21 protein-coding genes are annotated in these 21,815 nt (G+C 40.2%); all 21 read right to left on the reverse strand.

Features of this window, described 5'->3' with window-relative positions:
- Window positions 1-725: 725 nt before the first annotated feature.
- The gene (gene lysS, locus IEV91_RS19310) at window positions 726-2,216 is read right to left on the reverse strand and encodes a lysine--tRNA ligase (RefSeq protein ID WP_188499068.1); all 1,491 of its coding nucleotides are present in this window, start codon (window positions 2,214-2,216) and stop codon (window positions 726-728) included.
- Window positions 2,217-2,595: 379 nt separating this feature from the next.
- The gene (locus IEV91_RS19315) at window positions 2,596-2,808 is read right to left on the reverse strand and encodes a helix-turn-helix domain-containing protein (RefSeq protein ID WP_188499069.1); all 213 of its coding nucleotides are present in this window, start codon (window positions 2,806-2,808) and stop codon (window positions 2,596-2,598) included.
- Window positions 2,760-3,284: a 2-amino-4-hydroxy-6-hydroxymethyldihydropteridine diphosphokinase gene (gene folK, locus IEV91_RS19320; RefSeq protein ID WP_188499070.1), complete on the reverse strand. Its 525-nt coding sequence runs from the start codon at window positions 3,282-3,284 to the stop codon at window positions 2,760-2,762. Before folK ends, IEV91_RS19315 begins: the two co-directional genes overlap by 49 nt.
- Window positions 3,284-3,643 carry a dihydroneopterin aldolase gene (gene folB, locus IEV91_RS19325; protein WP_188499071.1) on the reverse strand — a complete coding sequence of 120 codons (360 nt, stop codon included), beginning with the start codon at window positions 3,641-3,643 and terminating at the stop codon, window positions 3,284-3,286. The genes folK and folB overlap by 1 nt, the downstream gene beginning before the upstream one ends.
- Window positions 3,644-3,652: 9 nt before the next feature.
- Window positions 3,653-4,495, reverse strand: coding sequence for a dihydropteroate synthase (gene folP, locus IEV91_RS19330; RefSeq protein ID WP_188499072.1), 843 nt, complete (start codon window positions 4,493-4,495; stop codon window positions 3,653-3,655).
- 78 nt (window positions 4,496-4,573) lie between these two features.
- The gene (gene hslO / locus IEV91_RS19335) at window positions 4,574-5,467 is read right to left on the reverse strand and encodes an Hsp33 family molecular chaperone HslO (RefSeq protein WP_188499073.1); all 894 of its coding nucleotides are present in this window, start codon (window positions 5,465-5,467) and stop codon (window positions 4,574-4,576) included.
- A complete protein-coding gene (locus IEV91_RS19340) occupies window positions 5,454-6,230 on the reverse strand; it encodes a type III pantothenate kinase (protein ID WP_188499074.1) in 777 nt (258 codons plus the stop codon). Before IEV91_RS19340 ends, hslO begins: the two co-directional genes overlap by 14 nt.
- 565 nt (window positions 6,231-6,795) lie before the next feature.
- Complete coding sequence (gene ftsH, locus IEV91_RS19345) at window positions 6,796-8,736, reverse strand: ATP-dependent zinc metalloprotease FtsH (protein ID WP_188499075.1); 1,941 nt, start codon at window positions 8,734-8,736, stop codon at window positions 6,796-6,798.
- A gap of 271 nt (window positions 8,737-9,007) precedes the next feature.
- A complete protein-coding gene (gene hpt / locus IEV91_RS19350) occupies window positions 9,008-9,547 on the reverse strand; it encodes a hypoxanthine phosphoribosyltransferase (protein ID WP_373284468.1) in 540 nt (179 codons plus the stop codon).
- On the reverse strand, window positions 9,547-10,965 hold the full coding sequence (gene tilS / locus IEV91_RS19355) for a tRNA lysidine(34) synthetase TilS (RefSeq protein WP_229745662.1): 1,419 nt from the start codon (window positions 10,963-10,965) through the stop codon (window positions 9,547-9,549). Before tilS ends, hpt begins: the two co-directional genes overlap by 1 nt.
- A 140-nt stretch (window positions 10,966-11,105) precedes the next feature.
- On the reverse strand, window positions 11,106-12,050 hold the full coding sequence (gene prkT / locus IEV91_RS19360) for a serine/threonine protein kinase PrkT (protein ID WP_188499092.1): 945 nt from the start codon (window positions 12,048-12,050) through the stop codon (window positions 11,106-11,108).
- Window positions 12,022-12,750 (reverse strand): vWA domain-containing protein, encoded by a 729-nt coding sequence (locus tag IEV91_RS19365; protein WP_188499078.1) that lies wholly within the window; start codon window positions 12,748-12,750, stop codon window positions 12,022-12,024. Before IEV91_RS19365 ends, prkT begins: the two co-directional genes overlap by 29 nt.
- Before the next feature lie 59 nt (window positions 12,751-12,809).
- Window positions 12,810-15,296: a stage II sporulation protein E gene (spoIIE, locus tag IEV91_RS19370; RefSeq protein ID WP_188499079.1), complete on the reverse strand. Its 2,487-nt coding sequence runs from the start codon at window positions 15,294-15,296 to the stop codon at window positions 12,810-12,812.
- A 413-nt stretch (window positions 15,297-15,709) separates the two neighbouring features.
- Window positions 15,710-16,114 carry a S1 domain-containing RNA-binding protein gene (locus IEV91_RS19375; protein ID WP_188499080.1) on the reverse strand — a complete coding sequence of 135 codons (405 nt, stop codon included), beginning with the start codon at window positions 16,112-16,114 and terminating at the stop codon, window positions 15,710-15,712.
- 69 nt (window positions 16,115-16,183) lie between these two features.
- On the reverse strand, window positions 16,184-16,462 hold the full coding sequence (locus tag IEV91_RS19380; RefSeq protein WP_188499081.1) for an FtsB family cell division protein: 279 nt from the start codon (window positions 16,460-16,462) through the stop codon (window positions 16,184-16,186).
- Window positions 16,463-16,564: 102 nt separating this feature from the next.
- Window positions 16,565-17,134, reverse strand: a complete 570-nt coding sequence (yabQ, locus tag IEV91_RS19385) for a spore cortex biosynthesis protein YabQ (protein WP_188499082.1) — start codon at window positions 17,132-17,134, stop codon at window positions 16,565-16,567.
- A complete protein-coding gene (yabP, locus tag IEV91_RS19390) occupies window positions 17,131-17,442 on the reverse strand; it encodes a sporulation protein YabP (protein ID WP_188499083.1) in 312 nt (103 codons plus the stop codon). Before yabP ends, yabQ begins: the two co-directional genes overlap by 4 nt.
- Window positions 17,443-17,950: 508 nt before the next feature.
- Entirely contained in the window at window positions 17,951-18,211 is a 261-nt protein-coding gene (locus tag IEV91_RS19395) for an RNA-binding S4 domain-containing protein (RefSeq protein WP_188499084.1), read from the reverse strand.
- 2 nt (window positions 18,212-18,213) lie between these two features.
- Entirely contained in the window at window positions 18,214-18,486 is a 273-nt protein-coding gene (locus IEV91_RS19400; protein ID WP_188499085.1) for an HU family DNA-binding protein, read from the reverse strand.
- A 131-nt stretch (window positions 18,487-18,617) separates the two neighbouring features.
- On the reverse strand, window positions 18,618-20,075 hold the full coding sequence (yabN, locus tag IEV91_RS19405) for a bifunctional methyltransferase/pyrophosphohydrolase YabN (protein WP_188499086.1): 1,458 nt from the start codon (window positions 20,073-20,075) through the stop codon (window positions 18,618-18,620).
- Window positions 20,059-21,657 carry a putative polysaccharide biosynthesis protein gene (locus IEV91_RS19410; RefSeq protein ID WP_188499087.1) on the reverse strand — a complete coding sequence of 533 codons (1,599 nt, stop codon included), beginning with the start codon at window positions 21,655-21,657 and terminating at the stop codon, window positions 20,059-20,061. The genes yabN and IEV91_RS19410 overlap by 17 nt, the downstream gene beginning before the upstream one ends.
- Window positions 21,658-21,815: the final 158 nt, after the last annotated feature.

Consider the following 21,815-nt stretch of genomic DNA (forward strand, 5'->3'; position numbering starts at 1 on the left):
CGTCATTTAAAAGATTTCTCTTTTTGCGCTTGGCTTTTGTTCAGTTTTAAAGGAACAATTCTTACTCTTTGTTGTTTTGCAGCAACTTTTATATTGTAACAAACAACAATTATAATGTCAAGAACTTTTTTCTTTATACATCGCAATTCGTTTTTAGCGACTTTAATAATATACCATTTATCAATAATAATGTCAACAGTAATTTTTATTAAATCGAATCACTTGTTATGCGACGCTATTTATAATATCACCATTATTAGATGGTGTCAACTAGATTTTGATATTTTTTCATATTGTTTTTATTAACCTTTAACAATGGGTTCAATCACTAAAAGTAGTTATATTTCTCCCGAACTCCCCAAACGAATTGGGTGCCTTATTAGGAACCTACGATTTAAACAATACATTTGTGTGCCGTACTGAATCTAACACATTAATATCACCACAAAAAGTAAAGAACACTTTTCGGGGGCCGATTATGCGTCGAACGCCGACCCTACTTACATCAAAAAATCGCCTCTTATTCGATTTTTCTGCAAGGATTACTCTCCTAGAAGCTCTTCTTAGTCCTGTGGATATGAGGAAAGCGTGCGCCTTGGAGCTAAAATCCACACTGTCAATTCTATACCAACTCAAAAAAGAGTGATACTCATATTGGCGAGTATCACTCTTTTCAATTACAGGGTTTTGTCCCAGTCTCTTGTCCTGTCTTTAGACACCCTTACTTAATCTCTTTTCTTCATTTGTGGGAAAAGAAGGACATCACGGATCGAAGGAGCATTAGTTAATAACATAACGAGTCGGTCAATCCCTATCCCCAGACCTCCTGTAGGTGGCATTCCGTATTCAAGAGCTTCAAGGAAATCCTCATCCATTAAATGCGCTTCATCGTTCCCCTGAGAGCGTTCTTTGACTTGTGCTTCAAAACGCCCCCTTTGATCAATAGGATCATTAAGCTCACTAAATGCATTCGCATGTTCACGTCCAACAATAAAGAGTTCAAAACGATCAGTGAAACGAGGGTCCTCTTCATTTTTCTTTGCAAGAGGAGAGATTGCAACTGGATGTCCATAAACAAAGGTTGGTTGAATAAGAGTTTCTTCAACCTTTTGTTCAAAGAACTCATTTACAACATGTCCAAAACTCATATGTTCAGTCACACTCACACCGTGTTCACGAGCCAACTCACGTGCTTTTTCATCTGACATCTCTACCCAGAAATCCACACCTGTTGCCTCTTTGACTAAATCAACCATGTGCGCTCTTTTCCACTCTGGTTCTAGATTAACTTCATACTCACCATATGTGATCGTCGTTTTCCCATGGATTTTCTTTGTGATACTAGCAATAAGATTTTCAGTCAATGACATGACATCATGGAAATCAGCATAAGCCTCATATAATTCCAGCATTGTGAATTCAGGGTTATGTCGAGTAGATACGCCTTCATTACGGAATACACGCCCTATTTCATATACCTTTTCTAAACCACCCACAATCAGACGTTTTAAATGAAGCTCAATAGCAATCCTCATATAGAGAGGAATATCTAACGCATTGTGATGGGTCACAAAAGGACGTGCAGCAGCGCCACCTGGAATACTATGCATCATAGGTGTTTCAACCTCTAAGTACCCCTGCTCATCTAAATACTCTCGCATATAACGTAGGATCTTACTTCTTGTCACAAAGGTTTCTTTAGCCTCTTCATTTGTGATTAAATCTAAATATCGCTGGCGATACCGTTGTTCAATATCTTTCAACCCGTGAAATTTGTCTGGTAGTGGTCGAAGTGCCTTGGTTAATAGGGTAAAATTATTCGCCTTAACGGAAAGTTCTCCAACATTTGTTTTAAAAGCGGTACCCTCAACACCAACAATATCCCCTATATCGATGGATTGAAATAAATCATATTGCTCCTCACCCACCGCATCCTTACGAACATAAATCTGAATTCTCCCTGTTAAATCTTGAATATGTGCGAATCCAGCCTTCCCTTTACCTCTTTTGGTCATTAAGCGTCCTGCTAATACGACTGGAACTTTTTTCTCCTCTAATTCTTCCTTCGATATATTTGCAAATTCTTCGTTCATTTTTTGGGCAGTATAAGTGCGCTCAAAACGACCACCAAAAGGGTTTTTGTTGTTTTCAATTAAATTTTTCAGTTTTTCTCGACGGGTTATGAGCTGATCATTCATTTCTATTTCATGGCTCATGAGGTCATCTCCTTAATTTTAAGGTTATTTATGATCAATACATTCAGCCTTATGTAAAATCCAAAAAACAACATGATGAATACTTTATGATGAGAAAAAACTGCCAGCTTTCACCGGCAGTTAAATTCTAGGTCGAATTATAGATAATGCCGAGACATATGTCAAACCATCCATAGCCTTTTATTTTTTTAAAATTTTTGTTTACCTTCAAGCTGATAATAAAATATGTTACCAAATAATTGGAAATCGATAGCAAGCACCCTATATTTGATTGGATTCATAGGCTTCCTATCGATATACTTGCCGTTTCTTTCGGTACATGGCCATTGCAGCACAAGCATACCTAGAACCAAAATCCTGTTTCATTCTTGACATATCATTAGTTATTATTAAATTTAATGAGTTCGTCCACAGATATACCCAATGTTTCTGACACGGATTGAACTATTTTCTCACTAGGGATACGGTTCCCGCGCTCAATTTCCCCTAGGATTGATAATGATACACCTAAAGAATTAGCAAGTTCCGCTTGAGTATATCCCTTTAATTTTCGGAAGGCCCGAATTCTTCTTCCCCATTCTTCTGCTTCCATAAACGCACTCCTTTAATTTCCGTAAAACGATTGATTAACTCACTCACCGTGGTATTTAACCCTGGAATGATTAATTGAGGGTCTATATCAGTTAATGGAATAAGAACAAATAATCTTTTTGCAATTTCAGGGTGTGGTAAAATGAGCTGCTTTGTTCTCATCTCTATATTATCAAAAATTAATATATCTAAGTCAATGGTCCTGGGTCCCCAATGGATATCGCGAACACGTCTAAGTTCACTTTCAATAGACTGAGTAAGCGCTAAAAGCTCTTCTGGTGTTAAACTGGTTTCAATCGCAACAGCCATATTCAAAAAAGGCTCTTGTTCCACTGGTCCATAAGGTGCCGTCTCATATAAGGATGAAACTTTGTCAATGCGTACCCTTGTTGACGCGGCAAGCTTTGCCAACGCCTGAGTTAAATAGTCTTCACGGTCACCTAGGTTGGATCCCATTCCGATAATAACCTTTGCCATTATCGTGTCCTCACAATTTCAACTGCCACAGAGTCATAATGGCCAGGAATAGGTGGGTCTGGCTTGATCACCTTGACCACGCACTCTTTTACTTTTGCAAACTGATTAAGAAGCGCTTTAGCAATGTCTTCCGCAACAGCCTCAACTAATTGTTTTTCGGGCCCTTCAACAATATCTCGTGTCAATTGATACACTTCAGCATAGTTAATGGTTTCCTCAAGATTATCTGCCATGCCTGCGGTCTTTAAATCTACATAGAGTACAACATCAACGATAAACCTTTGACCTAGTGTGTTTTCCTCTGGAAACACACCATGATATCCGTAAAAAGACATCCCATTAAGATAAATCTTATCCATTTCAATAACCTACCTTTTAACCATGGCATCCATCATCTTCACCATTCTCGCAATCGGCTGTACATCATGAACACGAACCATTTGACAGCCTTTGGCCACTCCTAAACACACCGTCGCCCCGGTCCCTTCCATGCGATCATGGACCTCTAAACCTAACGCCTCACCGATAAATCGTTTTCGTGACGTCGCTAATAATATAGGGTAACCTAGACTGTGCAACTCTTCCAAATGATTCATGACTTCAAGATTGTGTAAATAATTTTTTGCAAAACCAATACCAGGATCAAGAATAATCTGATGGTCCTTTACACCTGCAGCTTTGACCAGAGTAATACTCTCTTGGAGATCTTCTTTAATATCGTCCAACAGGTTTCCATAATTCATATTAGAACGATTGTGCATCAAAACAATAGGGACCCCATATTGAGCAGCAACATTGGCCATTTCAGGATCTGCTTTTGCTCCCCAGATATCATTGATAATATCAGCTCCCGCTTCAAGAGCCTGTTTGGCCGTTTCAGCTTTATAGGTGTCAATGGATAGGGCCACAGAACTAACTTCTCTAATAGCCTTTATCACCGGTAACACTCTTTCAACCTCTACATCCATTGGAACAGGCTTGTGCCCTGGGCGGGTAGACTCCCCACCAATGTCGATGATATCCGCTCCCCACGCAACCATATCTAAAGCATGTTGAACAGCTTCTTCAATACGATTATAATTTCCTCCATCTGAGAATGAATCTGGAGTCACGTTAAGAATCCCCATAATTAAAGTTTTATTTTTAAAATCTAACCGACGATCTTTAAGCTGTAAATAATTATTTTGTTGAGTCTCAACCGTTAACGTCATAGATACACCTCCTCAGAGCGGAATTTTTTATAGTCCTATCATATCAAAAAATAACACGTTTTAGTTCAACATATCCGTTCAATTAAGCGATTGGTAAAGATCTCTAAGGTCCTCTTCTGAAAACTTATAAACCTCATTGCAAAAATGACAAGTGGCTTCGGCGCCTTTATCTTCCTCTATCATTTCCTTTATTTCTTCTTTTCCAAGACCAGCAATAGCATTTGAAAGTGCCTCTCTTGAACATTTACATTGAAACTTTACAGGAAGTTTATCAAGGAATTTCACATCGTCTTCTCCAAAGATACGAATCAACATTTCTTCAGGTGATAGTCCTTGGTCCACCATTTGTGAAACCGTCGGAATTTCCTTTAACCTATTTTCTACCTTTGTAATAATGTCATCTTCAACACCAGGTAATAGTTGAATAAGAAATCCACCTGCTGCTTTAATTGAATTATCAGGATTGACGAGGACACCTACACCAACTGAAGATGGAATTTGTTCTGACCGTGCTAAATAATAAGTAAAATCATCACCGATTTCCCCCGAAACAAGTGGGACACGACCAGTGAAATCTTCTTTTAAGCCTAAATCTTTAACAATACTAAGATAGCCATTGGTCCCAACAGCTCGAGCGACATCGAGTTTACCCTGCTGATTTAAATCAAAATGAACTTGTGGGTTACTCATGTACCCGCGAGTCTCGCCCTTAGCATTAGCATCCACAATAATGGCTCCGACAGGTCCGCCTCCTTCTATCGTCACCGTCAGCTTATCATCACCTTTTAACTGTACGGCCAGCATAGTTGCCGCTGTCATTGTACGCCCCAAAGCCGCAGACGCAGTGGGCCACACATGATGTCTGCGCTGAGCTTCTCCGACCATTTCAGTGCTTCGAATCGCTTGTACTCTCACATTTCCATCACAGGCTAATGCCTTCACGACATAATCATTCACTTCATCTACCCCCATCTTTGTTTTTTTGATAAATAAGATAAAGTCCTTTTAAAGTCAGAAAGGGATCTAGAAAATCAAACACATCTGTTTCTTTTGCGATAAATGAAGCCAGTCCCCCAGTTGCGATCACCGTTGGAAGAACTGGAGACACTTGTTTCATGCGTCCTACAATCCCTTCAACTAGACCAACGTAACCATATACAACGCCTGACTGGATAGCATCTACAGTGCTTTGTCCAATCACATGCTCTGGTGTTGATAGCTTCACCCGAGGAAGTTTTGACGCATGCCTATACAACGCCTCTGTAGAGATGTTCACTCCAGGAGCAATAGCACCGCCTCGATAATTTTCATTTTCATCTATATAACAAAATGTTGTTGCCGTCCCAAAGTCGACGACAATCGATGGCGTCTTATAATATTCCACAGCGGCAACAGCATTAACAATGCGATCAGCCCCGATTTCGTTAGGGTTGGCATAATCTAATTTTAAACCGACTTCGACATTAGAGCCAACAACAAGGGGGACGGTTCGAAAATATTTCTCACACATCCGTTCTAAAGCAAAGATAAGGGAAGGCACCACTGACGAAATAATCGCACCCTCAATATCTTCAAAAGTAAGCCCCACGTGACTAAGCAAATTTTTAATGATCATCGCATACTCATCTTCTGTTTTATTCGAATGCGTTTCTAAACGCCAATGAAATTCTAACTGATTCTCTTTGTATATCCCTAAAACAATATTAGTATTGCCGACATCACATACAAAAATCATTTTACCACCGACCGTTCTTTAGACTTTCAAACTACATCATGCATAACATTCCACATTATATAGCGCTTTTGGTGATAAAGCAAAGGTTTGACGATAAGACACCCATCTCAATGTCATTTAAATATAGGGACTCTCTCACCAAGTAGAGCAAACATTAAAGGGCTTCCCGACGACGCAGGATAGGTATCATTAAAAAGAAAAATCCATGCGGCATGTTCTTAAAATAGCTTTCCCCCCTTTATAATATAAAAAAACCGGACAAAGGTGCCATGCCCTTATCTTGACTATGGAGATTTCTCTTCATTCTAAGATAGCTTTGATGCGGCATACACCCGTAGTTCAATCTCTTTTGAAACACCGGGCTTGTACTTCACCACTTCATTCTCCACAAACTCTCCAAATTCCTAGGCAAAACCTCCATCTTCACACACTCTGATCGTCGCCACGACCTAACGCGCAAGTATTGTTTTTCTTACAATTCTCTCCCTTAAAATTTAAATTCCTCGATCAATTAGGCTTTCTTACATACAAAAAAGGATGCCCTGTGATGGGCATCCTGATTTTATTAAATGTCTTTATTAGAGGAATCCTCTGAATCGGATGGTTTAACATCGTCATCTGCTTCCTCTTTCTTATTTATGTTTACTGTCATGTCTTGCTCGATTTGGCGACGTTTGGATCTAGGCTCAATAAGTTCACCTGTTTCCATAAGTGCCTGAATCTGATCACCTTCAAGAGTTTCAACCTTAAGTAAGGTTTGCGCTAAAAGTTCTAGCTTATCACGTTTCTCAGTAAGAATCTGTTTACAACGTTCATAAGACTCCTTGATGATTCGCTGAACCTCTGCATCAATCTCATAGGCAATTGCGTCACTATAATTCGGCTCGTTTTGAATATCACGACCAAGAAAGACTTGACTGCTTTGGCTTTGCCCAAATTGCATTGGACCGAGTTTTTTACTCATCCCAAATTCAGTCACCATTCGTCTTGCTAACCCTGTCGCTTTTTGGAAGTCGTTTGAAGCTCCTGTACTTACTTCACCAAAAACAATTTCCTCAGCCACACGACCGCCTAATAGACCCACAATTTTCTCAAGAAGTTCAGGCTCAGTTAAGAAGAACCGATCTTCTTTTGGCAATTGAACCGCATAACCGCCCGCTTGCCCTCTTGGAATAATTGTAACCTTATGAGTAGTTTCAGCACTCGTTAGGGTTACGCCAATGATAGCATGACCGGATTCGTGATAAGCCACGATATCTCTTTCCTTCTTAGAAATGACGCGCCCTTTCTTAGCAGGACCAGCAATAACACGTTCAACAGCTTCATCGATATCTTCCATATCAATAGCCTTTTTATTTTGTCTTGCTGCCACTAACGCTGCTTCATTTAAGAGGTTTTCTAAGTCCGCACCAGAGAACCCTGGTGTTAATCGTGCAACCGTCCCTAAATCAACATGAGGCGAAAGCGGTTTGTTGCGGGCGTGAACTTTAAGAACGTCCTCTCTCCCTTTAACATCAGGACGATTGACAGGAATCTGTCTGTCAAAGCGACCCGGTCTAAGCAACGCAGGGTCTAAAATGTCTGGTCTGTTCGTTGCCGCAATAATAATGATTCCCTCGTTAGCACCAAAGCCGTCCATTTCAACAAGCAATTGGTTTAACGTTTGTTCACGTTCGTCATGACCGCCACCAAGACCAGCGCCACGTTGACGACCAACAGCATCAATTTCATCTATAAAGATAATACATGGTGCATTTTTCTTAGCGTTCTCAAAAAGATCTCTTACCCGAGACGCACCAACACCGACAAACATTTCTACAAAGTCAGAACCACTAATAGAGAAAAATGGAACTCCCGCTTCCCCAGCGACTGCACGCGCAAGTAAGGTTTTACCTGTTCCTGGAGGCCCAACAAGGAGAACCCCTTTAGGAATTCGTGCCCCTAGTGCTGAAAACTTACGTGGATCTTTAAGAAATTCAACAACTTCAACTAATTCTTGCTTTTCTTCATCTGCACCTGCAACATCTCTAAACTTAACCTTCTTCTTCTCTTCGGAGTATAGGCGCGCCTTACTCTTACCAAAGTTCATAACACGACCGCCGCCGCCCTGAGCTTGGTTAATCAAGAAGAACAATAAAGCAAAGATGATAATGAATGGAAGTATGGAAATAATGGTGCCAATCCATCCTCCAGATTGTTCAGGAGCATTCAAATCTAGAGATGTGTTTTTATTAATCAAATCAAGAGCATCATCGGTACCTGGCACAAAGGTTTTGAAAGATGCTTCTTCTTTGCCATTTTTGTATTTTCCTTCAGCCGAAAATACATTGCCACCCTGTGGCTGTAATTTAACATTTTCAATGTCACCTTGCTTTAAATGACTTTGAAATTCACTATAGGTCATTTTTTCGACCTTATTGCTAGAGCCGTTCAAAAATGTAACGATACCTATAATGACTAAAACTATAAGTAACCATACAATGGCATTGCGAAAATATCGACTCATCCCTTACCTCCTCCCACGTTTAAAGGGGAACCATATTTTATAGTAACACAACAAATTTAAGCCTCACAAGTAATTCGCCGTGTCATAAGCGTCTTCAGTCAACCCTCACGCTTTTAATCCTTTTATGTTCAAAATGGAGGACCAATACACCTCAACTACAGAAGTCCGCAGGATATTCGGTATACCTAAATCCTATAACGCCTTACCCTAATTCAATCCCATGACCTCTCACCTTTTGAACAGCCTTTATTGTACTTTTTCCTATATTTCATTATCCATTATAAACCTCTGGTTTTAATATGCCTATTAAAGGAAGGTTTCTATACCTTTCCGCATAGTCCAAACCATAACCTACAAGAAAGGCATCTGGAACAGTAAAACCAGCAAGGTCTGGAACAAGATCTACTTTCCTGCCTGATGGCTTATCTAAGAGCGTGACAATCTTGATACTTTTGGCCTTTCTATATTTAAAAAGGTCAACGAGATAACTCAGAGTGAGCCCGCTGTCGATGATATCCTCAACAATAATGATATCGCGCCCTTCTACTGAAGTATCCAAATCCTTAAGGATTTTAACCTCACCAGATGAAACGGTTGAATTGCCATAGCTCGAAACATCCATAAAATCAATTTCCAAGTGGCAATCGATCCTTTTAATTAAATCAGCCATAAATGGCATTGCACCCTTTAATACACAGATCATCAGTGGAAAACGCTCTTTATATTCTGCAGATAACGTTTCACCTAGCTCTGCGACTTTCTTTTGCAGCTGTTCTTCTGAATAAAGAATTTCTTGTAAATCGTCCTTCATCAAAATGTCCTCCCAAAAGCAGTTGTCTCAATGGTTAGCTTTAAAAATCTCTTTGTCCTCGATGTTACTCTATAGAGCTCTCCCCTGCGTAGAAAGGGAATCCACACAATCTGATCACCTTGGTCCACCAGAAACAACCAGCGGTCTCGATCCTGTCTATCGATTTTTTTATCGATGAACAGATCTTTAACCTTTTTTGTCCCTTTCATTCCCAAAGGACGTAAGCGATCACCAGGCTTTCTATGCCTAAGATAAAGAGGGCCCTCCAGAAGATCGAAGTCACAAATAAATTCATTTGGATTTAAAGAATCCGTTGGATATGTATGAATAACCTCAGCCAGAACCCTTGCCAAAGGCGCTTTCGTTAGCCCAGGTATGGTCAACCTAAGCTTTGAAGATCCAATAGAAAACGTTTGCCTAGCTTCTTCTTTTCCTATGATAAAATGACACAAATCATAGGAACGTTTTACTAAAAGTCCTTTAGGTAGATGCCTTTCACCCGATGACTTTGTAACACTTAACCAATAAAGAACCTCTTCAATATGTATGGATTGATGATAGGCCTCTTTATGATCATGATTATATAGATATTTTAATATTAGATGAATCATCCTTCTTTGTAAAGGAATGGGCGTGTCAATTAAACGACGAATTGAGATAACCATGTGAGTGGTTGATTGTTCAACAACCACAGACTGAAGTTTTTCTTGAGCCAAACTATCCAAATACAGACTATCATCACGAATTCTTTCACTATCCTCTTGAAATCGCAAATGGACAAGTGGATTCTCTTGTTTTAAAAAAGGGAGAACATGCTTTCTAAAGCGATTACGTGTAATGGCTTCAGAAAAATTACTCGGGTCGATACGTGGAACAATCCCAGCGTTATGGCAGTATTGTTCAATTTGTTCTTTTGTTACAGATAAGAAAGGGCGAATAATATATCCGTTAGCAAATGTCCTTTGGACAGGCATACCCGCTCTTGCTGCACCAAAACTCCCTCTCACTTGACGCATGAGCATTGTTTCAATCTGGTCATCGCCATGATGTCCGAGGGCCAGACAATCTGCCTGCTGCTTGACCATCACCTCTTCAAATGCTTGGTAACGCCCTAACCGAGCCGCCGTTTCAACGCTGATCCCCATGTCTTGCATAATCTGTGGGACATCAATCGTCTTCCCTTCAAAAGCAATGCCATATTGCTGACAAAAGGTCTCTACGAATAAAAGGTCCTTTCTTGAATCTTCTCCTCGTAGTTGATGGTCCACACAACAGGCAATAAGTTTAATATTCCAAAATTGCCTTCTTTGATGTAAAAAATATAACAAAGCCATGGAATCAGGACCACCAGAAACACCCACAACTATAGTTGCACCCTTAGGAATAAGACGGTGCTTTTGGATGAAGCGCTCCACCATGTTTTCCACGACAGCCTCCACCTTTTATTAAGGGTGTTCATGCAAACACACCCTCTTAAAAATTCATTGTCACTTAGAAGAATAGAAAAGTAAAAGCGACATGTCAAACTATATTACTTTACGTTTACCTTTCATCATGATTACATAATAAAAAGTGTGACATAAAGCACATATGCGAGGAGAATAACGCTCGCTAATATCATTGGACCTTTCCATTCTTTTTTCTTATTTTTTCTTCGAATCGGTTTAACATTAGTATTACGTCTCTCTTTAGTATGGGTTTCATTTAATTTTGGTAAAAGTGCTTTTCGCATGTCTTCAGCTGTAGCATATTTTCCATAGAGAGCCTTAATCAGAACCTCAGAATAAGGCGCAAGTTTTTTGTGTTGTAGAATGTGCTGTGTCAGTTGTTTCTCCGGATGCTGACCCTTTTTCAATTGGTAACCGTCCGCAGCATTAACAATAATCATCGTCGCTGAAAACAAATCGTATGAAGGCTCTGCTTTTCGGGTTCCAAAGCCCCAATACCCACGATCAAAGAACTCTGTATACTCCTTTATGGATCGCCCAAGCATGGTCGTTCCACCAACATCAAGCCAACGAATCTTAAGAGGTGGACCTGTAACAACGAGGTTGTCTGGTTTCAAATCTCCAAAGACCCAACCAGCCTCATGAAGTCTGCCAAGATCTTTTAAAAGTTGGAGCAAAAAAACGATAGCCCATTCAAAGCCCCTCACTTTAATACAATCCATCAACGGTATTCCATTAATATATTCCATTGCGTAGAAGGAGTATGTCCCTTTTTTGGTTACCCAATCATCCACATCATATAAAGAAGGGCCCAGGGGTTCACCTTGGACCTTAGAAAATTTATTTAAGACATTCACTTCCGATGTTACACCTGAATTATCAAACCCAAATTTTAAAGCAACCCGTCCCTTTTCAGAATTAGCGAGAAAAACAGTGCCACGCGCACCATAGCCTAAAGGTTTAATGATTTGGTATTGCTTTTGATGCCATTTTCCCATAATGATAGAGCCGGGTGAAAAATGAATACTACGATTCTTCGATAAAGGCGTCGTCATCTTCAACGAAATCCCTTCTTGGTCGTTTATCAAAGCTTTTTAAAGCCTCTTTAAGTGCTGGACCCGTGGGTGTTATACCACCAGAAGCAAGCTTTGAGAACACATTGCTGATAGAGTCTATTTTTGGTGTCCATGATAAAAGCTTATCAATAGGTTTACGTTTCCCGGGAAATGTATAAAGACAAAACTGATTGCTTCCCATCCGGGAATTCAAACTGATGGATAAATCCAGTAAGGCTTCATGAACCGTCGGTAATTTCTTTTCCATGCTTGCGCTTGTATCTACAAGAATACAAACTTCTAGATTAACAGTTTCACCGAGTTCATCGACAACTTCCATCACTTGTCCTCTTTTTTCCGGAGGCAAATCATCCATAGAATCTTGATCACCAAGAATCTGTTGGAGCTCTTGATTAATCACACCTTGAATCGTTTGTGTCATCGCTTGCCTTGTTACCATTTGCACAGTTTGTGAGAGTTGCTTAGTCTGAACGATTTGACTAATCCCTCCACCAGCTAAAGCAATATCCTCTACTTCTTGAATCCCACCATCAGCTGTTTGGTCTTCGTTAACCACTCCTATAACATTAACCGCTATTCCTTGTTCCTTCGCGAGAGCCGCTACAGCTGATGGATCTTCACCTTGATTCGAACAACCATCTGTGATTAATAGCACTTGTTTTAATCTACCTTTTTTCATTCCTGCCACCTCTCTCTTGCCAACATCATCGACAGAAATGTGTTATTTTATACTCCCTTTTATTGTGCTTTTGGGATCTTTCCATGATGCTCTGAATACGTCGAAATCGCAGACCATTTGGGGATATGGTGCTGTAATCTTGAGACCACAATGGTCATATCATCCTCAATTCGCCCATCACTGGCCCGAATCACTTCCTCCAGCAATACATCCGCAATTCCTTGGGGGTCTTCCGTTTTCATTTCACTAATCTTCCGCTTGATCCAGATCTCAGTGTTCCCAATATGCATCGGGGCCTCTAGTATTCCATCACTCATCATGACTAAAATATCGCCTGCCTTTAGTTCTTCGTCGACCACATCTACTTCAAAGTCCTGGATAATCCCCATAGGAAGATTTCCTGCCTCAATCATCCTTACTTTATTTCCGCGCTTCAAAAAGCTTGGATTCGATCCTATTTTCAAAAATTTCGCATGAGCATTTTGGAGATCCACCATGACTAAATCAAGGGTCGAAAAAATTTCATCAGTAGACCGGAGCGAGAGAATGGAGTTGATCGATTTGATCGCTACCGTTTCATCAATTCCTGATTTCAGTACCTTAGATAGAAGGTTAAGGGTTTCATAACTCTCCACATGGGCTCGTTCACCATTTCCCATTCCATCACTTATCGCTAAAGCGTACTTCCCGCCCCCAAGTTCAAAGGTCGAATAATTATCACCAGAAATCCAGCCACCGCCCTTGGCGGTATGAGCCACCCCTGTTTCAATGACATAAGCCTTTGCTGATCCAAAAGTTACTTGTCCATAACCATTAGGAATGGTCGCCTCGACCTGTTTTTTCACAACAATAGATTCTCCTAGAATATCTGAAAGAATAGGTGCAATCACCTTCTCCGCTTCACCATGGTAATCCACAGGTATCGTCATATCGATATCTACTGATCCCTCTTCCAAGTTATAAATATCCACATTCTCGACGTCTAAACCAATTTCTTGAAGCTTATATAAAATTTGTTCTTCCTGGTGCTGATGCGTATCCCTTTCTTTTTGCATTTCCTTCGCAAAATCACCCATCACCTGGGAAACACCCATTAATTGATCCGCCACCAACTTACGACTTTCTTGCATCGTCTTTTTAAAACGAATTTTTTCTTGGAAATTTTGCTGTTGTTCATGGATGATGTCGACAACCTTATCGGGTTTAATACAATGATGGTTCCACTCTCTTCTGAGCTTAGCATTTTGAATGGTCGGCTCCTCCTGTGTCTCTTTCATGATTTCATTCATATAGTGATAGGTATGATCAAAGTTTTTGATCCAACAACTTTCCTTCTTAAAGCAATTCTGGCAACTTTTCTCTGTCACTTGACTTAAGAACATATCAACTTGATGCTCTTCTCCATCATTTAATGTTGGTGACTGATGACTGAAGCTTGAGGACAACTCTTTAAATAGACTCGAAAACTGTTCAACGCGATTGGCCGTCACATCTCGAACCTTCCGCAAATATTGTTGCTGTTGCTGCTGATACTCCTTTGTCCCAGGGATAAACGAGGATAATTTCACAAAAACAGCTTTTGGAGTTAGAAGGAATACTACAAAGGCAATGACTGACTCCATCGTCGTCCCAAAGAGTTGTTCATAGCCCTGACCGTATAAACCTATTAATAAAGTGCCGATAATAAGGCCAAGACCTACCCCCCATTTCTTGCCCTCTTTTAGTAACCCTCCTAACAGACCTGAGAAGGCAAGCAGGCTCATCTGATAGAGACCTACCACGTTTGCCAGACTTAGAATTAGCCCGACAACGACGCCAACCGTTGACCCAATGGCCGCGCCACCCACATAAGCAAGGACAAGCACAAGGTACCTTGATAAAATATGGTCCACCGCAAATCCGTGAAAGGTCCATCCAATCGTCCCGCTCAATACCGATGCCATTAATATAATAAAACAGATGATTTCCTCATTTTTTAAAGATCGCTTCCTTACACCGGCCGATAACAAAGGAAGGCTCTGTAAAAAAATAAGACACAGCAAGTAAGAAAGTCCCGCTTCAACTAAGGCTAACAATTCGAGAGAGGGGATGAGCTCGCCATGTCTCAAAACATCAAAGCCTAATCGACTAATCAACCCCGCCGCTAAAACAATATAAGGGAGTAGTTTCGCCTCCTCTTTCTTCGACATGCGAACAACCGCTATTCTTAACACGGAATAAACAAAGATGGCTAATAAAGAAAATAAAGTCTGCCATCCCGAAAAGGTCGCCGCACCTACAAGAAGTGACACAATGGCCAAAAACCGTCGCTGCGGTTTGAGTAGAATGATCGTTGCAAAAAACGGAAGAATAAAAGGGGTTAAATTTGAAAGAATCATAGCTCGTCCAAACAAAATCCCAATGACAAGGCACATCATTTCCCAACTGGTTAACCAACGCGTCAAGTGCTTTGCGAACCGTTTAAAAAAGGCGTTCTTCTGTAAAGAGGTCGCTTGTCTACTCTCTACCATCTTGGCTGAATGAATTGTTCCGTCCCATTGACTCATGTCTCGCACCACCCGTAATGTAATAATGTATGTTTCATTTAACCATATGATGCCTTCGTAATTTGTCAAAAAGACAGACCCCATAAAAAATACTCTTCGACGCCTTTCTATGCCGCTATACAATTTACGCAAAATAACAAGACACTTTTTTAACCGTTTATGTAAACGTTGTCATTTTATCAGAATGTAAGAAAACAAGCGAAAAGCATGCCAGGTCCGTATTAAAGCAATGAAAAAGGTTTTAATACCTAGATGTACTGTCAGCAAGTAGCAAGTGAGAGTGGAGATCAACAGTTATTTGATGACGCCCTTATAAGATCTTCAGCAATGGTATCCATTCTAAAGTTACAAAAAACACCTCATCATCTCTGATCAGGTGTTTTTGGTATTTATGATTATAAAGGCAGGCAGCGTTAGCCTCTTCTAGCTCCGCGTCCACCCCGTTTTGATTCCGTTTGCTTTTTAATAGCGGATAAACGATCTTCGCTATCTTTGAGAAAGCGACTCATTTTGTCTTCAAAGTTATCTTTTCTCGGATGTCTTGGCCCTTTTCCTTTAGAAGCTGGTCTTGTTGGTCTTGGACGATCCACAGCTTTACGAATCGATAGTCCAATCTTACCATCATCACCAACCTGAAGCACCTTAACAGTGACCTCATTTCCTACAGCTAATACTTCGCGAATATCTTCTACATACTTATCAGCCACTTCACTGATATGAACAAGACCCGTTTGGCCCCCAGGAAGTTCAACAAAGGCACCAAAATTAGTGATCCCTGTGACTTTCCCTTGCAATTTATTGCCCACTTCAATCGACATTAAAGATTGCTCCTCCTAGAAAATTGTATTTCCATTTCATTTTATTATACAGAACAAAAAATGAGCAAGTCAATGTTTGTCCTCATCAGGAGAAGCAAAAATTATTTCACCGTCTTTAGACATATAATAATCTCGCCGAGCGATCTTGCCTAAATAGTCACTATCATGAAGCAATTTAATCTGTTTATTGAGGTCAACTTGTTGAGCCTGAACAGTCTTCAACCGCTTCTCTAATTGGTCTTTTTTTGCATCCGCCTGGTGTATTTCGCTTGTTTGTTTATGTAACACTGAGACAAATCCACCGATGATAAAAAATAGAGCTAAACCAAATACAATTAATCTTTTCATTAAATTTCTTTTTCTTTTTCTCAAAGATCTATCATAAACTTCTCTCGACGCGATATAGTCCTTTCGAATCTTAGTAACCTCTGTCGATCGCACATTAAACACCTACCTGAATTTATCCGTCCATTTCATTAAAGTCTCTCTTGATTTAGCCAAGAGTTGTCCCAAATGAATTTTCCAAGATGTGGGTATGAACCATCGTACCATAAGTTTAAATGGAAATAGAATGATCGATAGCAAAAACAAACTCATCATACTTAGTATTCTACCTATCATCTTAACGAATCGGAACAAAAGCTTCAATAGGAAATAAGTAGGTTGTACAAAAAAAAGATTCAACAATCTTTTTATGAAACGTGCAAATCTGTCGAAAAGGTCAATAACCCCGTTCAATATTCTCTCGTATAATGTCTCCAACAAAGCTTTATAAGCGGCATATCCACAGGCTAAAGCTAAAAAGATATAAAACCGGATTTCACCTTGATTCACAGATAAAAGAACATAAAAAATAAGGAGCCCTTGTACAATCCAGAACAGGATATCCGTGACAATCATAATCCAGTGCCATTTTTTCTTAGGATGAATGAGGCGATGGTAGGTGGATAAAGCCATCCCTATCCATCCGCCCATCAGGGTCATCGCAATCATGGTGGAAAATTGTTCAGTCAGTGTCATTTAAATAGCTTGCTAAGAAATCCCTTAGCGTGGTCTCCACCTTGATCATCAAGGTAGCTAATATCAAAAATCTTGCCTTCAATAACCACGACACCCTGTTCAACACTAAGATTCTGCATCTTTAAATTAATCCCCTTGATTGCCAAATAACCCATTACCGTCTCCAAAAGGAACTCTTCATGATCAAAACTCTCAACATGCTTAACACCAGTAATTTCAATCTTCTTTCTACCCTTCATGACAATATCATGATTAAGATCCTGTCGCTCTTTATTAAAACTATTTGAAGGATAATAGTGGTTATCCATAGTCATCCCCCTCTCCTTGTCCTCATCCTATGAGAGAGAAAATGATTTTAGAACAGGCCATTTTCTATTTAACAAGAACGGAGAGATCGACTAAATTTCCATGACAAAACCTTCATTTTTTCTACCTGTGACAACACTGATCCTGCCCACTAAAAAAAGAAACATGATTTTCTACAAGAATTTCTCTTAGGGACTTTCCTTAGTCCTACGGGAACAGCGACCAGCGTTCCTTCACGAATCAACCTCGAGTGGTTCCGTGAAAGCTTACTTCGAAGCAATACTCGTAGACGCAGGAATGGGGGCTTTTAATCTTAAATACTTCTCCAAAGTAAGCTGTGGCCGCGCCCATGGAAAGCGAAGTCTTTTGACAGAGCGATTTGCCCCAGGTTAAGTATAAAGAAAAATCCGCCCATTCAAAAGATTCATCATTTGAATGGACGGATTTTTTCTTTGAGTGAACGACTTCTGACCCAGCCTCTTTCTAAAAAACAATCTATTTTGGCGGATCTTATGAATTTATGGGCTCTTCATTGATGACTTCATAAAGCAATTCTGCCTCTTCTTTTTTTACAGTTTCTTGTATGTTCGTTACTTTAACAACGACATTTTTTTGACCATAACGAATACTAAGCTCATCACCAATTTGGATCTCTGTTCCTGCTTTAGCAGCGCGACCATTGACCAATACTCTGCCTTGATCAGCCAATTCTTTAGCCACTGTTCTTCTTTTAATTAATCGTGAAACTTTGAGATATTTATCGAGTCGCATAATTATTTAACAGCTTCCTTAAGTTTATTACCAGGACGAAATGCAGGAACTGTTGACGCTGGAATTTCAATCGCCTCACCTGTTTGTGGATTTCGCCCTGTCCGGCTGGAACGTTCCCTTGTTTCAAACGTACCAAAGCCAACAAATTGAACCTTTTCCTCGTTCTTCAAGGCAGTTGTGACTTCCTCCAAGAACCCATTGACAACACTTTCGACATCCCTTTTTGTTACTCCCGTTTTTGTTGCAATGTTTTCAACCAACTGATTTTTATTCATGTCACTTCATCCTCCTTAGTTTTCAGTGCGCTTTTTCCTCACTGACCACGTACGGCGACATCACTATCGCTATTATTTTTTCAGTCTACCAAAATACTTCGTTTTTAAACCTTATTATTCCTTTATTATTACTATTTTTCCTTCATATTTTCCCAAATTTGATCCATTTCCTCTAATGACATCGCATGTAAGGACTGTCCGGATTCATGAGCCACTCTTTCAATCCCCTTAAAACGTTTCATAAATTTTTGATTTGTGGTGTTTAAGGCTATTGAAGGATCAATCGCGTACACTCTTGCAAGATTAACTATCGAAAATAAAACATCGCCTAATTCACGCTCAAGCTTACCTGAATCATTCTTTTCTACTTCTTGGCGACATTCTTCAAGCTCTTCATAGATTTTATTCCAAACCATTTCCTTCTCTGGCCAATCAAAGCCTATTTTAGCAGCCTCCTTTTGAATGTCATGAGCCATGATGAGCGGGGGCAATCCTTTTTCAAGCTCAGAAAAAATACTGGTAAGTTGAGGTTGCCCTTGCTGCTCGATCTTTTTAATTTCTTCCCAGCGCGTGCGGACCTCATCCGCTGTTTGTGCTGTTTCATCACCAAAAACATGGGGATGCCGGCGAATCATTTTTTCCGTTAATCCCTTGATGACATCACTAATGTCAAAATAGCCTTCATCCTCTCCAATCTGGGCATGAAGCAACACCTGTAACAAAACATCGCCTAATTCTTCTACCAAGTGATCATCATCTTGTTCGTCAATCGCACTTATCACTTCGTAAGCTTCCTCAATGAGATACTTCCGCAACGATTCATGCGTTTGTTTTCTGTCCCAAGGACACCCTTCTGGACTTCTTAACGTCTTAATCACTTGGCGAAGATAAGAGAAGTGACGATGTAATAAGCGTTCATCCTCTATAGGAGGGACATATACGCTTGTTAAATTATCAACCTCTACCTGACGATCCAACTCATAAAGGGGGACGCGGAGAAGTTCTTGATCGCTATTTCCTACGGATTTTGCAATAACCACTTCATATTCAGCAGGTAGCTTTTCCATCAAAGTCAATTTAACCTCTGAAGCAATATAGGCATCATAAACTTGGCAAATCACCATGTGTGACGTTAAGGGCAACTGATCTCCTTCTAGATCTACGGCATCACAGAAATAAAACCCTTCAATAGGGTCTATGCCCAAAGCACTAAAAAGTGGATCAATAAAGCTTTGTCCCCCGACTACCTCAACGGAGGCTTCTTCAGTCCTTGCTTTTTCTAATAAAAGTTGAACAGTTTTTTCTGCAACCATCGGATGACCAGGTACTGCATAAACAAGGTCTCCCTTTTTAGATTCACGCACTAATTCATCAACGATTTCCTCATAGACAGAATGGAAGTCGGAATGACTCTCGTAAATAGCGTCAAAAGTGTGAAAAGAAAGCTCACCTTTTAACTCTTCGATAACTGGATGTTTTTCTGTCCTCAAATACAGCCGCTTCGCATCTTTCAACGTATGATATATACCCACCGTCAATTGTTGTAATCCGCCTGCTCCCAATCCAATAATTTTAATCGTTCCCGACATCACTTGATCTCCTCACTGATTGATTTTTGAATAATAGCTTGACCATCATTCCGCCAAAAGGGAACTGCTCAATATCCTCTTTTTCCAGAAGACCTTTTCGTGCAATAAAAAATAAGAATATAAACCCTCCCCAAACTGCACTTGAAAGAGCTATAAGCCCCGCCTCTATACGCCCCTGATGCCCTTGAAAAACAAAGCCATGAAGCAAGGTTTTCCAGAGGAATACGACTACCATTATGAGAAGGTTAGCCATTCCAAGTACACCATACTCCTTCCAGTGAAAAAGACGCATACGCCATTCTTTTTTGAGTATCCCCAACAGCAGTAACGAGAGACCAAATAAACTCATCGTTGTTGCCAACCCTGCTCCTAGGATCCCCATTGAAGGAATGAGTAAACCATTCAGGCCGAGTTTCACACACGCTGCAGCCACCATTAAAATCATGGGCAACCAAATCCGGCCTAGCCCTTGGAGTTGCGTTGCACTAGTAATAATGATAGAGGCACTTAAAATATTTAACACCATGATTGCAAGTGTCAGAGAACCTGAACTATCTTCAAAGAGAAAAATATTCGTTTCTTTAACGATAAGAAATAAACCTACGGCGGCTGCACTACCAAAAATAATGGCAAGACGCAAAGGCTGTCTCCATTGAGTTACATGCTCTTTACTTTCTCCTTTAATTTGTGCCAAAACCGGGACAGCTGATGTCGCTAATGCCACTGCCGTCATCATCCCCATTTGAATAAATGGAAAGGACCGATCATAAATGCCTTTTAACTCTCGAGCAGCATTCACTTGATCATTAAGAAAAGGAACAAGCGTTAATGTGTCCACGAATTGAAACAGCACAATTGCCAATGAGGCAACAGTGTAGGCTAATCCTTCAAAAAGGAATCGTTTCACTACTTTAAAATCCCAATGCCATTGTATTTGCGGTCTCGAGCTCCCTTTAGTTTTATAGAAAAAAAGCAAGAGAAAAAAGGTGGACGCAACGGGCGCAATCATCGACCCAAAGGCTGCCGCTGTACCAAAGGTATAAGGTCCTGAGCCTTTATAAAAAAGATAAAAAGACAGCCCTAAAATTAACGTAACGCGTAACGCCTGTTCAGCAACCTGGGAAATCCCCGTTGGTTTCATATCCTGAAGGCCTTGAAAATAACCTCTAAAGAGGGCAAGTAGCGGCATCCATAAAAAAATAAACGAAATCATATGTAATGGCTTAACCAGTAAAGCATCCTGCATTAACGAGGCGATAAAGGGTGCCCCTAAAAATAAGAGTAAAAACAGAAACAATCCAACTATTGATAATACACTTGCAGCGGTGGCAAAAACAGTTTGAACGCCTTTTTGCCCCTGCTTCATACGCGCTTCACTAATCATCCTTGAAAGAACGACGGGAAAACCAAATCCAGCCATTGTCACGGCAAAGGCATAAAAAGGATACACTTGTTGGTAAACATAAAACCCTATATCCCCCGCTAGATTTTGATAGGGTAAGCGATAGACCGCACTTAATACCTTAATGATAAAAGCGGCGGCCGTTAGGATAAATGCCCCGCGCAAAATACTTCGCTCCATTAGATCATCACACTCACAATTCTAGGGTGATTATATCATAGCCGACCTCAATTCAAAAAAACGAGTTTAGAAAACCGGGTGAAAAACATGCCAGTTCCTCGTTTAGATGAGAATTGCTTGGCTTACACCTAGCTCTTTATCCATAAGGATCAGTTTTT

It is taken from the genome of Pullulanibacillus pueri, from assembly GCF_014639255.1.
GTDB lineage: Bacteria > Bacillota > Bacilli > Bacillales > Sporolactobacillaceae > Pullulanibacillus > Pullulanibacillus pueri.